Annotated in this window: 14 protein-coding genes; 8 read left to right on the forward strand and 6 right to left on the reverse strand. The window is 67.0% G+C overall.

The features are described 5' to 3' along the window. The 6 genes from ACSQ3M_RS20650 to ACSQ3M_RS20675 all read right to left on the reverse strand — a co-directional run. The coding region (locus ACSQ3M_RS20650) for a hypothetical protein (RefSeq protein WP_436151953.1) at positions 1-215 on the reverse strand (215 nt) is incomplete at its 3' end. A 130-nt stretch (positions 216-345) separates the two neighbouring features. Next, the gene (locus ACSQ3M_RS20655; RefSeq protein WP_436151954.1) at positions 346-1,239 is read right to left on the reverse strand and encodes a polysaccharide deacetylase family protein; all 894 of its coding nucleotides are present in this window, start codon (positions 1,237-1,239) and stop codon (positions 346-348) included. Positions 1,240-1,256: 17 nt separating this feature from the next. Next, on the reverse strand, positions 1,257-2,966 hold the full coding sequence (locus ACSQ3M_RS20660; RefSeq protein WP_436151955.1) for a dipeptide ABC transporter ATP-binding protein: 1,710 nt from the start codon (positions 2,964-2,966) through the stop codon (positions 1,257-1,259). Positions 2,967-3,144: 178 nt separating this feature from the next. Then, complete coding sequence (locus ACSQ3M_RS20665; protein ID WP_436151956.1) at positions 3,145-4,023, reverse strand: ABC transporter permease; 879 nt, start codon at positions 4,021-4,023, stop codon at positions 3,145-3,147. Continuing rightward, on the reverse strand, positions 4,020-4,994 hold the full coding sequence (locus ACSQ3M_RS20670; RefSeq protein WP_436151957.1) for an ABC transporter permease: 975 nt from the start codon (positions 4,992-4,994) through the stop codon (positions 4,020-4,022). The genes ACSQ3M_RS20665 and ACSQ3M_RS20670 overlap by 4 nt, the downstream gene beginning before the upstream one ends. Positions 4,995-5,016: 22 nt before the next feature. Next, positions 5,017-5,718, reverse strand: coding sequence for a creatininase family protein (locus ACSQ3M_RS20675; protein ID WP_436151958.1), 702 nt, complete (start codon positions 5,716-5,718; stop codon positions 5,017-5,019). Positions 5,719-5,834: 116 nt separating this feature from the next. On the opposite strand from ACSQ3M_RS20675, the gene ACSQ3M_RS20680 reads away from it, so the two are divergent. The 8 genes from ACSQ3M_RS20680 to ACSQ3M_RS20715 all read left to right on the forward strand — a co-directional run bounded on the left by ACSQ3M_RS20680 (position 5,835) and on the right by ACSQ3M_RS20715 (position 14,368). Further along, the gene (locus ACSQ3M_RS20680) at positions 5,835-6,365 is read left to right on the forward strand and encodes a MarR family winged helix-turn-helix transcriptional regulator (protein WP_436151959.1); all 531 of its coding nucleotides are present in this window, start codon (positions 5,835-5,837) and stop codon (positions 6,363-6,365) included. After that, positions 6,362-7,963, forward strand: coding sequence for an ABC transporter substrate-binding protein (locus ACSQ3M_RS20685; RefSeq protein ID WP_436151960.1), 1,602 nt, complete (start codon positions 6,362-6,364; stop codon positions 7,961-7,963). The genes ACSQ3M_RS20680 and ACSQ3M_RS20685 overlap by 4 nt, the downstream gene beginning before the upstream one ends. Positions 7,964-8,131: 168 nt before the next feature. After that, on the forward strand, positions 8,132-9,082 hold the full coding sequence (locus ACSQ3M_RS20690; RefSeq protein WP_436152249.1) for an isoaspartyl peptidase/L-asparaginase family protein: 951 nt from the start codon (positions 8,132-8,134) through the stop codon (positions 9,080-9,082). Beyond that, on the forward strand, positions 9,079-10,119 hold the full coding sequence (locus ACSQ3M_RS20695; protein WP_436151961.1) for a ketopantoate reductase family protein: 1,041 nt from the start codon (positions 9,079-9,081) through the stop codon (positions 10,117-10,119). The genes ACSQ3M_RS20690 and ACSQ3M_RS20695 overlap by 4 nt, the downstream gene beginning before the upstream one ends. Next, entirely contained in the window at positions 10,092-10,847 is a 756-nt protein-coding gene (locus ACSQ3M_RS20700; protein ID WP_436151962.1) for an SDR family NAD(P)-dependent oxidoreductase, read from the forward strand. The genes ACSQ3M_RS20695 and ACSQ3M_RS20700 overlap by 28 nt, the downstream gene beginning before the upstream one ends. Positions 10,848-10,979: 132 nt before the next feature. Beyond that, positions 10,980-12,104, forward strand: coding sequence for a TIGR03364 family FAD-dependent oxidoreductase (locus ACSQ3M_RS20705; RefSeq protein WP_436151963.1), 1,125 nt, complete (start codon positions 10,980-10,982; stop codon positions 12,102-12,104). Then, positions 12,101-12,940: a phosphonoacetaldehyde hydrolase gene (gene phnX / locus ACSQ3M_RS20710; RefSeq protein ID WP_436151964.1), complete on the forward strand. Its 840-nt coding sequence runs from the start codon at positions 12,101-12,103 to the stop codon at positions 12,938-12,940. The genes ACSQ3M_RS20705 and phnX overlap by 4 nt, the downstream gene beginning before the upstream one ends. A 219-nt stretch (positions 12,941-13,159) precedes the next feature. Continuing rightward, positions 13,160-14,368, forward strand: a complete 1,209-nt coding sequence (locus ACSQ3M_RS20715) for an ABC transporter substrate-binding protein (protein ID WP_436151965.1) — start codon at positions 13,160-13,162, stop codon at positions 14,366-14,368. Positions 14,369-14,422 lie beyond the last annotated feature (54 nt).

Consider the following 14,422-nt stretch of genomic DNA (forward strand, 5'->3'; position numbering starts at 1 on the left):
GGCTGGCCTGGAGCAGGCCGTGGGCCGGGGCGTTCCTGTCCACCGGGGGCGGGGCGCTCCTGTCCGCCGGGCCGCTGACGGCGCGGGTCCGGCCGGTCGTCATCGCCCGACTGGGCTTGGGCGAGCTGGAGCGATGGAGCGGCGAAACTGCCCTGCGACAGCGTGATGGCGGGGATGAGAGTGCCGAGCAGGAGCAGGTTTTTCGTGCGCATCATGACATCCGTTTCCAGTTGTTCTTCCGGACATGAACGCCCCCGCGCCCTGAATTCCGAATGAACCGAAAACGGCCGAAATCGGGCATGGTTCCGCTGACCCAGCGGCATCCAGCCCGATATTCTGCGCCTGTCAGAGCCCCGCCTGCGCCTTCACATAGGCGGCGATCTCGGCATGCGTCGCGAACCAGACATCGCCCTTCGCCTTGGCGTGCCGCACCAGCTCCTCGAGGATCCAGAAGCGCGAGCGATAGGTGATGATGTGCGGGTGCATGGTGAGCAGGAAAAGCCCGCCTTCGGCGTAGGCGCCGTCGAATTCGCGCTTAAAGATGTCGAACACAGCTTCGGGCGCCGTATAGGGCCGCAGGGCCTGGAAGCGGTTCATGTTGAAATAGACGGCGTCGTCGCGGATCCACTCGACCGGCAATTCGACCATGCCCGTCGGCTCGCCCTTCTCGATCAGCTCATAAGGGTCGTCATCGGCGAAGAGCGATGAATCGTAGATCAGGCCGAGCTCGCGCTCGATGGCGAGCGTCACCTCGGAAAAATCCCAGGACGGCGTGCGCATGCCGACCGGCCTGACGCCCGTGACCTTCTCCAGCGTATCGGCCGAGCGCAGGTGCAGCTCGCGCTCCGCCTCGGGCGGCACCGCCGTGTTGACCTCGTGGATCCAGCCGTGCAGGCCGATCTCGTGGCCTTCCGCGACGACGCGGCGCTGCTCCTCGGGATAGAGCAGTGCTGTCACTGCCGGCACGAAGAAGCTCGCCTTGATCTCCTCGCGCGCCAGCATCGAGAGGATGCGCGGCATGCCGACGCGGTTGCCGTATTGGCCCCAGGACAGCCGGCCGACCGACTTGCCGCCATCGCGCAATTCATTGGTCTCGTGGTCGACGTCGAAGGAAAGCGCCACGGCGCAGCGAGCCCCACCCGGCCAGGTCTTCGGCTTGAGATTACGGCCGGCGCGGACCTGCTCGACCTTGCTGCGCCAGGTCTCCTCCGGCCATTGCCAGGGTTTCAGTTCGGTCATGGCGTTCCTCCTAAAGCTCAGGTCGCCGCTTCGGGCAGCACCGGCACGGCCGCGAGCAGCCGCTTGGTGTAGTCGTGCTGCGGGTTGTCGTAGACCTCGCCCGCCGGCCCCTCCTCCACGATGCGGCCGCGATACATCACCGCGACCCGGTCGCAGAGATGCCTGACCACCGAGAGGTCGTGCGAGATGAAGATCAGGGTCAGGCCGAGCTCGGCCCGCAGGCGCATCAGCAAATTGATGATCTGGGCCTGGATCGAGACGTCGAGCGAGGCGACCGGCTCGTCGCAGACGACGAGATCGGGCTGCATGGCGAGCGCGCGGGCGATGGCGACGCGCTGGCGCTGGCCACCCGAGAATTGGTGCGGATAGCGGTCGGCGAAGGCTGGATCGAGCCCGACCGCGGCGAGCCAATCGCGGACATAGTCGCGAGCGCCGGCCTTGCCGATAAGCCCATGGGCCAGCGGGCCCTCGGCGATGCCGTCGCCGATGCGCATGCGCGGATCGAGCGAAGCGAATGGGTCCTGGAAGATGGTCTGGATGCGGGTGGTGAGCTTGCGCGGCCCTTGCCCCTCACTCATCACCGGCCAGCCCTCGAAGCGGACCGTGCCCGATGATGGCGCGTAGATGCCGGCAGCCATGCGCCCGAGCGTCGACTTGCCGGAGCCGGATTCACCGACCAGCCCGAGCGCCTCGCCGCGCGGCACGGTCAGGCTGACCTCGTCGACGGCCATCACCGCCGGCGGCGGCTGCAGCATGCCGAACCTCTGGCCGAGTGCGCGCAGGGCGCCGGGCCGTGACTCGAAGCGCTTGCTGACGCGATCGGCGATGAAATAGGGCGCGCCAGGCACCGGCGCGGCAGCAGTGGCCGCCGGCTTGCGGGCGGGCGGCACGGCATCGGGCACACCGCCACCACGCAGCAGGAACTCGCCCGGCTTGGCACGCGAGGGCAGCGCGTCGAGCAGCGCCCGCGTATAGGCGTGCTGCGGGCGCGTCAGCACGTCGAGGGTCGGCCCCGCCTCGACGATCTTGCCGAGCCGCATCACCGCGACGTGCTGGGCGATCGAGGCGACGGTCGCGAGGTCGTGGCTGATCCAGATCAGCGCGGTGCCGAGTTCGGCGACGAGTTCCTTCATCTCGACGAGGATTTCGGCCTGGATCGAGACGTCGAGCGCGGTCGTCGGCTCGTCGCAGATGATCAGCTTGGGGTGGTGCAGCAGCGCGATCGCGATGGCGACGCGCTGGCGCATGCCGCCGGAAAGCTGGTGCGGGTAGAAATCGACCGTCGCTTCCGGGCGGGGGATGCGGACCTGCGCGAGGCCGGCGATGGCGCGCTGGCGTGCTTGCGCGCCGGAAACCTTCTCATGCGCCTCCAGCGCCAGCCTGATCTGCTCACCGATAGTCAGAACCGGGTTCAGCGTCATCAGCGGGTCCTGGAAGACCATCGAGACGACGCGGCCGCGCAGCTTGCGCAACTCGTCCGGCGGCAGGCCGACCAGCTCGCGGCCATCGAGCTTGACTGAACCGCCGGCGACGCGGCCGGGCGGATCGATCAAGCCAATGATCGAGAAGCCGGTGACGCTCTTGCCCGAGCCGGATTCGCCGACGAGCCCCATCACCTCGCCACGACGCAGCGAGAAGGAGACGCCATCGACCGCCTTCACCACGCCGGCGCGGGTGAAGAACTGCGTGGTGAGGTCGCTGATTTCGAGGAGGGGGGCGTCAGTCATCGCAGCCTCTCGGGCGAAGAATGACGCGCCTCCCTTCCCCCTCGTGGGGAAGGGTATGGGGATGGGGGGCGTTCCGCTTGGCGAGGGCTCACCCAGTCGTTCGCCCCCCACCCCTGCCCCTCCCCACGAGGGGGAGGGGTGAGTGCGGAGCACGTCAGCGATGTGGTGCCATGCTCCATCATCGCTTCAGCCTCGGATTGACCTGATCGCGGATCTGGTCGCCGACCAGGTTGATCGCGACGATCAGCAGGATCAGGGCGAGGCCCGGATAGATCGAGATCCAGTAGCGACCGGACAGCATATACTGGAAGCCATTGGCGATCAGCGACCCGAGCGAGGGCTCGGTCACCGGCAGGCCGACGCCGAGGAAGGACAGCGTCGCCTCGAGCGCGATGGCGCTCGCGACTTGCACGGTCGCGACCACGATCAAAGGCGGCAGGCAATTCGGCAGGATGTGGCGCCAGATCACCTGCCAAGCGGGCAGCGGCGTCGAGAGTGCCGCCTCGACATAGTCCTTGCCGCGCTCGGCTGAGGCCGCGCCATGGGCGGTTCGGGCGAAATAGGCGTATTGCGCTGCGACCAGCGCGGTGATGAGCTGCGCCTTGCCCTGGCCGAGCAGCGCCGAGATCACCAGCGCCAGCAGGATCGCCGGGAAAGCCAGCTGCAGATCGATGACGCGCATGATGAAGGCCTCGCGCCGTCCGCCGAGATAGGCGGCGGAGATGCCGAGCGTCACGCCAATGGTGAAGGCGACCGCGCCTGCGACCAGTCCCATCTGCAGGGAGATGCGCAGGCCGTAGAGGATGGCGGAGAGCAGATCACGGCCCTGCGCGTCGGTGCCGAGCCAGTGGGTGTAGCCGCTGGAGCCGACATAGCCCGGGGGGCGGCGGGCATCGGACAGCACGAGCTTGGCGAGATCATAGGGGTTCTGCGGCGCGATCAGCGGGGCGAGTAGGGCAACGCCGATCATCACGACGACGACGACGAGCGCCGCGACCGCAACCCGGCTCTCGCGGAACTCGCTCCAGAAGCGGGCGATGGGCGTTTCCGTCCTCATCCGGTCCGGCCCTTCCGCAGGCGCGGGTCGAGCGCGAAATAGGTCAGGTCGACCAGGAAATTGATCATGATGAAGACGAAGGCGACCAGCATCAGATAGGCGACCATAACCGGCCGATCGAGCGACTGGATCGAGTCGATGATCAGCTTGCCGATGCCCGGCCAGGAGAAGATCGTCTCGGTGACCACCGCGAAGGCGAGCGTCGAGGCGAATTCGAGGCCGAAGACGGTGACGAGCGGGATCGAGATCAGGCGCAGCACATGCCGGCGCAGGATGACTCTCTCCGAGATGCCGGCGGCGCGGGCGAACTTCACCGTATCGGTCAGCATGATCTCGCGCGTGCCGGCCCGCGCCAGGCGCGTCATCAGCGCGAGCTTGAAGAAGGCGAGGTTCAGCGCCGGCAGGAAGAGATGCGAGAGCCCATTAAGCGTCAGGAAGCTCCATCCGACACCAAAGAGCGAGGCAGTCTCGCCGCGCCCGCCCGCCGGCAGCCATTGCAGCTCGACGGCGAAGGTCATGATCAGGACAAGGCCGATCCAGAAGGTCGGCACCGAGAAGCCGAGAATGGACAGCGCCATGATCGTCTTGGAAAGCACGCTCTCCGGCCGGTAGCCGGCATAGATGCCGGCGGGTATGCCGATCAGCGCCGCGCTCAGTACAGCCGCGAGGGTCAGCTCCAGCGTCGCCGGCAGGCGCGACAGGATGAGCTGGAGAACCGGCATGCCGAAGACGAAGGAGCGGCCGAAATCGCCGTGCAGGACGCGGCTGAGGAAGGTGAAATATTGCTCCCAGAGCGGCCTATCCAGCCCGTAGCGGGCAATGGTCTCGAGTCTGATGTCCTGACTGACATCGGGGCCGATCAGCACGTCGATCGGGTTGCCGATCGCATAGACGCCGACGAAGACCAGCGCCGACATGACCAGCATGACGGCGAGGGCTTGCAGGATGCGCTCGGCGATGTGGGTCAGCATCTATGCCGTCCCAGTGAAAATCTCACGGCCAGGTCTCGACCATGGCGGCACGCGTCTCCTCGACCCCGACTGCCCAGAGCGCCAGCATCTCCTCGTCCGGACGCTGATAGCGGCCATGGAAGTTGCCGTCGCCGAGAATCTCGCGTTTCCGTTGCGGATTGGCGGCGTGATAGAGTGCTGCGTTGAAAGGCGGCTTTACCGTATCCGGCAGGGTCACGCCCTCGAGGCGGGTCCAGGGGAAGTTTTCCATCCAGGAGGCATGCGAGGCAGCCGGGTCGACCGCCTTCACCGCCGCCTGGAAGCGGGGGCCGGCCCACCAATTATGCATCTTGACGCTGGCGTCGGGACGCTTGCCCATCCATTCGATCACTGCCGTCATTACCGGCGAATTGCCGCCATGGCCATTGACCAGCACGATACGGCGGAAGCCGGAACGGTAAACACCTTCGAGCAGATCCTCGATCAGCGCGATGTAAGTGGTCATCCTGAGCGAGATCGTGCCGGGATAGGCGGTGAAGCCCGGCGTCATGCCATAGGCCTGCACCGGAAAGACCGGGATACCGAGCGGCTCGGCCGCCTCGGCGGCGACGCGCTCGGACAGGATCGCGTCGGTGGCGAGGCTCAAATAGGCATGCTGCTCGACGCAGCCGAGCGGCAGCACGCAGCGATCGTCGCGCTTCGCCTGCTCTTCGATCTGCATCCAGTTCATCCGGGCGACGAGCACGGTGCTGATCCTTGCGTTTCGGCGAGACCGCGTCATCCTTGACAGCGGTATAAGAGACCGTCAAGTTCCATATGGAACTAAATAGGATGTCCGAGATGGCACGAGCCCCGACTTCCTTGTCCAAACTCGATCGCGACCGGGAGATGGCGCTGCGCGAGCTCGATCCCCTGATCGTCACCAAGCTCTGGGACAATCCCTGCTGGCTGTCCTTCCGGCTGAATTTCATCGCCTTCCGCTTCAACGATCCGGTCTACCGCTGGATCGAGACGCGCTATGGTCTGGTGCGGCCGGAATTCGTCGCGCTCTATGCCGTCGGACTCAGAGGCGGCGTCGCGGCCAAGAACATCGTCTCCTCCTCCGGCCTGCCGAAGAACACGCTCTCGCGGGCGATCCAGAAGCTGCTGCAGCGACGGCTGCTCAAGCGCGAGACCGATCCGGACGACCTGCGCAGCTATGTGCTGGCGCTGACGCCGGCCGGGCGCGCCATCTTCGACGAGACCATGCCGATGATGGAGGGACAGCAGACCGCGATGCTGTCCGCCCTCACGGAAGCCGAGCAGAAGCAGCTCTGCGAGCTGATGGACAAGATGGTGATCGCCTCCTCGACCTGGCCTGCCGACCTCGAACCCGAAAGCCCCCAGTCATGACCTCGTCCTCCCGTCGCTCCCCGCTATGGCGCACCGCCGCTCTCGCGGCCCTCATCGGACTCCCGCTCTCCGGCGCCGCAATGGCGCAGACACTGACGATCGGCGTGCGGGCGGGACCTGAATCGATCGACCCGCACTTCACCGCCACCGGCACCCATGCCGAAGCGCTGAAGCATGTCTTCGACACGCTGACCTGGTCGGGCGAGAAGCTGCAGATCGAGCCGCGGCTCGCCACGAGCTGGAGGGCGATCGAGCCGAGCGTCTGGGAGTTCAAGCTGCGCTCCGGCGTCAAGTTCCACGACGGCTCCGACTTCACCGCCGAGGACGTCAAGTTCTCGATCGAGCGCATCCCGGTGGTCGCCGGCCCGAACCCGACGACGATCTATGTCCGGCGCGTCAAGGAGGTGAAGATCGTCGATCCGCTCACCGTCCACATCGTCACCGACGGCCCGGCGCCGAACCTGCCGAACGACTTCATCCGGCTGTTCATCGTCTCGCACAAGGCGGCGGCCGGACTGACCAAGGACAATGCCAACGACGCCTTCAACACAGGCAAGGCGGCGATCGGCACCGGCCCCTACAAGTTCGTGTCCTGGACGCCGAAGGACCAGCTCGTGCTGGAGCGCTTCGACGGCTATTGGGGCGAGAAGGAGCCGTGGCAGCGCGTGCTGCGCAAGGAGCTGCCGAACGACGCCGCCCGCGTCGCCCAGCTCAAGGCCGGCCAGGTCGACATCATCGTGCGTGCGCCGGCTTCCGACGTGCCGACGCTGAAGCGCGACGCCAAGCTTTCGGTCACCACCATCGACACGGTCTATGTCTTCAACATGGAGCTCGACATGCGGGACAAGTCCCCGCAGGTCAGCGCCAAGGACGGCTCAGCCCTGCCGAAGAACCCGCTGCAGGACGTCAAGGTGCGCGAGGCGATCGACCTCGCCATCGACCGGCCGGCGCTGGTGGAGATCGCGATGGAAGGGCTCGGCTCAGCCGTCAGCCAGCTGGTGACCCCCGATATCGCCGGCTACAACAAGAGCCTGCCGCCGCTGAAGCCTGATCTCGCCAAGGCGAAGAAGCTGATGGAGGAAGCCGGCTACCCCAATGGCTTCAAGGTCTCGTTCTCGTTCACCAATGACCGCCTGCCGGGCGACCGTCAGGTCGGCACCTCGATCGCGCAGATGCTGGCCCGCATCGGCATCGAGGTGAACGCCAACGCCCAGCCCGGCGCTGTCTTCTTCCCGGCGCGGACCCGCGGCGAGTTCTCGCTGGCGATGTCCGGCTGGGGCACGCTGACGGGTGAGGCGAACTACACCCTCTCCTCGGTCGTGCACTCGAACGACCCGGCCAAGAAGCTCGGCGCCTTCAATGTGCTCGGCTACAAGAACGCCGAGCTCGACAAGCTGATCGAGGACGCCGCGATCGAGATGGACGAAGCCAAGCGCAACGACCTCCTGGCGCAGGCCAACGCCATCGTCGCCAAGGACCGGCCACGCCTGCCGATCCTCGCCGTCGGTTCGGCCTGGGCGATGCAGAAGGCCAAGGTGACGATCCGCCCGCGCGTCGACGAGGACACGCTGGCGATGGACATCAAGCCTGTGAAATGAGCTCCCCACCTTCTCCCCTCGAGGGAGAAGGTGGCAGCGCGAAGCGCTGACGGATGAGGGAAGGGCAGGTTCGACCTGCCCGGCTCTCACCCAGTCGCACTGCCCTCATCCGTCTGCTTCGCAAACACCTTCTCTCCCGAGGGGAGAGGGGATTGCCTCAAGGATTTCATCATGACCATCGCTCTCGCCATCCATGGCGGCTGCGGCACCTTGCCCAAGGCCGAGATGACCGACGCCGAATGGGCCGAGGCCAAGGCCCATCTCGCCAAGTCGCTGCGCGCCGGCTGGGCGATCCTGACCAAGGGCGGCAGCGCGGTCGACGCTGTCGAAGCGGCGGTGCTGGTGATGGAGGATTCGGTCCATTTCAACGCCGGCCATGGCGCTGCCTTCAATGCCGATGGCGAGCATGAGCTCGACGCCTCGATCATGGATGGCTCGACGCTGGCCGCCGGCGCGCTCTGCGCGGTCAAGCGCATCCGCAACCCCATCAGCGCCGCCAAGGCGCTGATGCATCAGGGCGATCCGCTGCTGCTGACCGGCCCGGCAGCCGACGCCTTCGCCCAGACCGAAGGGCTGGATATCGTCGATAACGAGTATTTCTCGACCGAGCGGCGCCGCAAGAACCTGGCATCGATGAAGATCCGCGAGCTCGTCGGCACCGCTGGCGAGGCGAGCGAGGCCGAGAAGCACGGCACCGTCGGCGCGGTCGCGCTCGACACTAATGGCCATCTCGCCGCCGCGACCTCGACTGGCGGCTACACCAACAAGCCGGTGGGGCGCGTTGGCGATTCCCCGATCATCGGCGCCGGCACCTATGCCCGCGACGGGCGCTGCGCCGTCTCGGGCACGGGCAAGGGCGAGTTCTTCATTCGCTACTGCATCGGCCACGAGATCGCGTCGCTGATCGGCTATGCCGGCCTCTCCCTGAAGGAAGCATCCGATCGCGCCATCGCCGAGCTCACCGCCCACAAGATCGGAGCCGGCCTCGTCGCGGTCGGGGCCGATGGCACGATCGTCGCGCCGCACAATACCGACGGCATGTATCGGGGATGGGTGACGCCGGACGGGCTCGTCCATGTCGGAACCCATGCCGATGTCGAGGTGATGGGGCAGGCATGAGCAGCGAACCCATCCTGATCTGGGGCGCCGGCGCGATCGGCGGCACGCTCGGCGCCTATTGGGCAAGGGCCGGGGTGCCGGTGCTGATGGTCGACATCGTGCCCGAGCATGTCGAGGCCTGCCGGACATCGGGGCTCTCCATCACCGGACCGGTCGAGGAGTTCCACCAGGTCGTGCCGGCGGTGACGCCCGGCGAACTGACAGGCACCTATTCACGCATCGTGCTGGCGGTGAAGGCTGGTGCGACGGAAGCCGCACTTGCCGCCCTGAAGCCGCATCTCGCCGCCGATGGCTTCGTGCTGTCGGCCCAGAACGGGCTCAACGAGATCGTCATCGCCAAGGCGATCGGCGAGCAGCGGACCATGGGCTGCTTCGTCAATTTCGGCGCCGACTGGCACGGGCCGGGCGAGATCCTCTACGGCAATCGCGGCGCCGTGGTCGTCGGAGAGCTCGACGGTGTCGAGACGTCGCGCGTGCGCGAGATGCACCGGCTGCTCAAGATCTTCGAGCCGGACGCGGTCCTGACCGACAACATCTACGGCTATCTCTGGGGCAAGCTCGCCTATGGCGCCATGCTGTTCGGCACCGCCCTGACCAATGACTCGATGTCGGCGAACTTCGCCGATCCGGAGCGGCTGCCGGTCTGGCTCGCGCTCGGGCGCGAGGTCGGCGCGGTCGCGGCAGCACGCGGTGTCACCTCGCTCGGCTTCGGCGGCTTTGATCCCACCGTATTCGCGCCGGGCACGCCCGAAGGCCCGCAGGTCGAGACGATCGCCTGGCTCGCCGACTACACCTCCAAGACCGCCAAGACCCATTCCGGCATCTGGCGCGATCTTGCGGTGCGCAAGCGCAAGACGGAAGGCGGGCCGCAGATCGGCATTATCTCGACGCTCGGCCGCGAGGTCGGCGTCGCCACGCCGGCGCTCGAGACGCTGGTCGCCCTGATCCGCGACATCGAGGACGGACGCCGTCCGATGTCATCAGACACATTGAAGGTATTGATCGACCAATGCAGATCCGCTTCGACGGCCGCGTAGCCCTCGTCACCGGCGCAGCGCAGGGCATCGGCCGCGCCATCGCTGCCGCGCTTGTCGAGGCCGGCGCCCGCGTTCACCTCGCCGATCTCGATGCGGACGGCGTCGCCGCCAGCGCAAAGGCGCTCGGCGCGAGCGCCCATGTCGCCGATCTCGGCAGCCCGGACGCCACGCGGGAACTGGTCGACGCGATCCTCGCCAGCGAAGGCCGACTCGATCTCCTGGTCAATGCCGCCGGCGGCGTGCGCGGACAGGTCGGCCGGCCGATCGAGGAGATTTCCGAGGGCGATTGGCGTGCGGTCTTCGCCGCCAATGTCGACGCCGCCTTCTTCCTGTCGCAGGCCGCCGCGCCGGCAATGAAGCAGGCCGGATACGGCCGCATCGTCAACATCTCCTCAGGCGCCGGCCTGCGACCGAGCCTGACCGGCATCCAGGCCTATGCCAGCGCCAAGCATGCGCTCGTCGGCTTGACCAGGCAGCTCGCCTGGGAGTTCGGGCCGCATGGCATCACCGTGAATTCAGTCGCGCCCGGCTTCGTCCGCTCCAACCCGGCGACCGAGCGGCAATGGGAATCCTATGGCCCGGACGGCCAGAAGCGGCTGATCGAGGGCATCCATACCCGCAGACTCGGCACGGCCGAGGACATCGCAAATGCCAGCCTGTTCTTTCTCTCCGAGCAGGCAGGCTGGATCACAGGCCAGATCCTCTCGGTCGACGGTGGCCGCTCCTGAGCACGCCTTGCCGCACGCCTGACGTGCAATGAGCCGGCTGCGAACCGCACTTCGTCACAGTTCTGCATTGCAACGGCCTTAAGCGGCCTGACTTGGCATGGGCGCGAATCGCCGCGCCGAGGGAAGAAGCCAGTGGAGCGTAGTTTCGATCTCGCCGTTGTCGGCGCCGGCATCGTCGGCCTTGCCCACGCGCTCGCGGCAGCGCGGCGCGGGCTGAAGGTCGTGGTGATCGACCGCGACGCGCAGGCGAACGGCGCCTCGATCCGCAATTTCGGCTTCATCACCGTGACCGGCCAGCAGGCTGGCGAGACCTGGCGGCGGGCGAAGCGTTCGCGCGATGTCTGGGCCGAGATCGCGCCGAAGGCCGGCATCGCCATCGCCCATGCCGGGCTGTGCACGACCTCGCGCCGGCCGGAGGCGACCGCCGTGCTCGAAGCCTTCCTCAAGACCGAGATGGGTGAGGGCTGCGAACTCGTCACTGGCTCCGCGCTCGGCGAGCGCTTTCCCTTCCTTGCCGACCAGGAAGCGGCGCTATGGAGCCCGCATGATCTGCGCGTCGAATCGCGCGAGGCGATCCCGCTGCTCGCCGCCCATCTCGAGCGTGACTGGGGCGTCACGATCCTGCGCGGTACGACGGTGCGCGGCGTGGCCTTGCCGGTGATCGAGACCTCGGCCGGGCCCTTGCGAGCCGACGCCGCAATCATCTGCCCGGGCAACGATTTCACCGGCCTCCATGCCGACGCGCTCAAGGCCGCTTATCCCGAGCTGACGCGCTGCAAGCTGCAGATGCTGCGGGTGCGGACCGCCTCATCCGGCCCCGACCTGCCCTGCGCGGTGATGTCGGACCTCTCGCTGGTGCGCTATCTCGGCTATGCCGAGCTGCCGGAGGCCGCGTCCTTACGCGCCCGGCTCGAGCGCGAGCAGCCCGAGCAGCTCGCCAACGGCATCCATCTGATCACCGTCGCCTCGGCCGACGGCACCCGCGTCGTCGGCGATTCCCATCACTATGCCGCAACGCCCGACCCGTTCGGCGACACCGACGTCGACGAGCTGATCCTCGACGAATACCAGGCGGTGTTCGGCGCCCGCCCGTCGGTCGAGGCGCGCTGGCTCGGCACCTATGCCAGCCTGCCCGACCGGCCGATGCTGCGCGAGACGGTCTCCGACCGCGTCAGCCTGGTCATCGTTACCTCGGGGACGGGAGCGTCCACCTCCTTCGCCATCGGCGAAGAGACCATTGCGGAGATGTTCGGATGAGCGCGCAGTCCTTGCTTCCCTTCCACGCCGTCAAGGCGGTGGTGCTCGACTGGGCCGGCACCGTCGTCGATTTCGGCTCGCGCGCCCCGATGGGCGCCTTCGTCGAGGTCTTCGCCCGCTTCGGCGTCACGATCACGATTCCCCAGGCGCGCGGCCCGATGGGCCTGCCGAAGCGCGCCCATATCGCCGCGCTGATGGTCGAGCCGACGATCGCTGAGGCCTGGCGTGCCGCCCATGGCGAGATACCGGGCGAGGCCGCGATCGATGCTGTCTACGAGCAATTCGTGCCGCTCAACGCGTCCGTCGTCACCGACTACGCCGATCTCATTCCCGGCGCCGCCGACAACATCGCCAACCTGCGCCGACGCGGGCTGAAGATCGGCTCGACCACCGGCTATACCCGCGAGATCATGGAACGGCTGCTGCCGGCCGCGGCGGCGCAGGGCTATGTGCCCGATAATCTCGTCTGCGCCGGCGACCTCGTCGAAGGCCGCCCGAGCCCGCTGATGATGTATCGCTGCTTCGCCGATCTCGGCGTCTACCCGCCCTCCAGCGTCATCAAGGTCGACGACACCGAGCCCGGCATCGCCGAAGGCGCCGCTGCCGGCACCTGGACGGTGGGACTTGCCGTCTCCGGCAACTGCGTCGGCCTCTCCTTGGCCGAGTGGAACGAATTGCCTCTGCTCGAGCAGCAGAAGCTGCGCGGCGAGGCAGCGGCAAAGCTACGGGCAGCCGGCGCCGATTACGTCATCGACAGCATCGCCGAGCTCGTCGGCGTGGTCGAGGCGATCGAGGCGACACTCGCGGCCCGGCAAGGCGTAAAGCAGTCCGCCTGACACTCCGCTGGCCGACGCGATGGCCGCTGCCCAAGCCGGCAGCAGCCCCGCCTGTTTTTCGACGATTGACAAACTGCGAAACGCAGCGGAGATTTCATACGCATACAAACGAATTTTCACCCCGGCTTGTTGCAGCGCACTGCACTGGCCTACGGTAGGAAATCGCGCAGCGAGGGGCTGTGAATGCGTAAGTCGAGCGATCAACGGGAGAGCCATCGAATGGACCGTCGCCAATTCGTCAGCGGAGCTGCGCTCGGCGCCGTCACGCTGGCCACGCCATCGCTGCTGCGCGCCCAAAGCGCGCCGATCAAGATCGGCGAGATCAACAGCTATACCTCGCAGCCGGCCTTCCTGAAGCCCTATCGCCAGGGCTGGGAGCTGGCGCTGGAGCAGGTCAACGCCGCCGGCGGCGTGCTCGGCCGCAAGGTCGAGACACTGTTCCGCGACGATGCCGGCAAACCCGAGGATTCGGTCCGCCTCGCCGGCGAACTGATCAATGCCGAGAAGGTCGACCTGCTCTCGGGCGGCTTCCTCTCCAATGTCGGCCTCGCCATCGCCGACTACGCCCTGCAGAACAAGCGGCTCTACGTCGCCTCCGAGCCGCTCTCGGACGCGATCGTCTGGGCCAAGGGCAACCGCTACACCTTCCGCCTGCGGCCCTCGACCTACATGCAGGCGGCGATGCTGGTCGAGGAAGCGGCCAAGCTCCCGGCCAAGAAATGGGCGCTCGTTGCGCCGAACTACGAATATGGCCAGTCGGCGGTGAAGTGGTTCAAGGAACTGCTGAAGAAGGCCAAGCCGGACGTCGAGTTCGTCGCAGAGCAGTTCCCGGCGCTCGGCCGTATCGATGCCGGCGCCACCGTGCAGGCGCTCGAGGCGGCCAAGCCCGATGCGATCTTCAACGTCACCTTCGCCGCCGACCTCTCGAACTTCGTCCGCCAGGGCAACACCCGCGGACTGTTCGAAGGCCGCACGGTGGTCTCGATGCTGACCGGCGAGCCGGAATATCTTGATCCGCTCGGCGCCGAGACGCCGGTCGGCTGGATCGTCACCGGCTATCCGCATGCCGAGATCCAGACGCCCGAGCACGTCAAGTTCCGCGATGCCTACAAGGCGAAGTACAACGACTATCCGCGTCTCGGCTCGGTGGTCGGCTATGACACCATGAACGCGATCGCCGCGGGCCTCGCCAAGGCCGGCACGACCGACACCGAGAAGCTGGTCGATGCCCTGAAAGGGCTGAAGTTCTCGTCGGCTTTCGGCCCGGTCGAGTTCCGCGCCTCCGACCACCAGTCGACGCTCGGCGCCTATGTCGGCAAGACCGCGGTCAAGGACGGCAAGGGCGTGATGGTCGACTGGCGCTATGCCGACGGCGCCAAGTACCTGCCGTCCGATGCAGAGGTGAAGACGCTTCGCCCGGCGGGCTGAAGCGCCAGGCTTCGACCTGATCTAGATTAAGCTACCCGGCCGCGGCATGCCGCT

The sequence above is a fragment of the Allobosea sp. LjRoot90 genome, assembly GCF_964254315.1.
Lineage (GTDB): Bacteria > Pseudomonadota > Alphaproteobacteria > Rhizobiales > Beijerinckiaceae > Allobosea.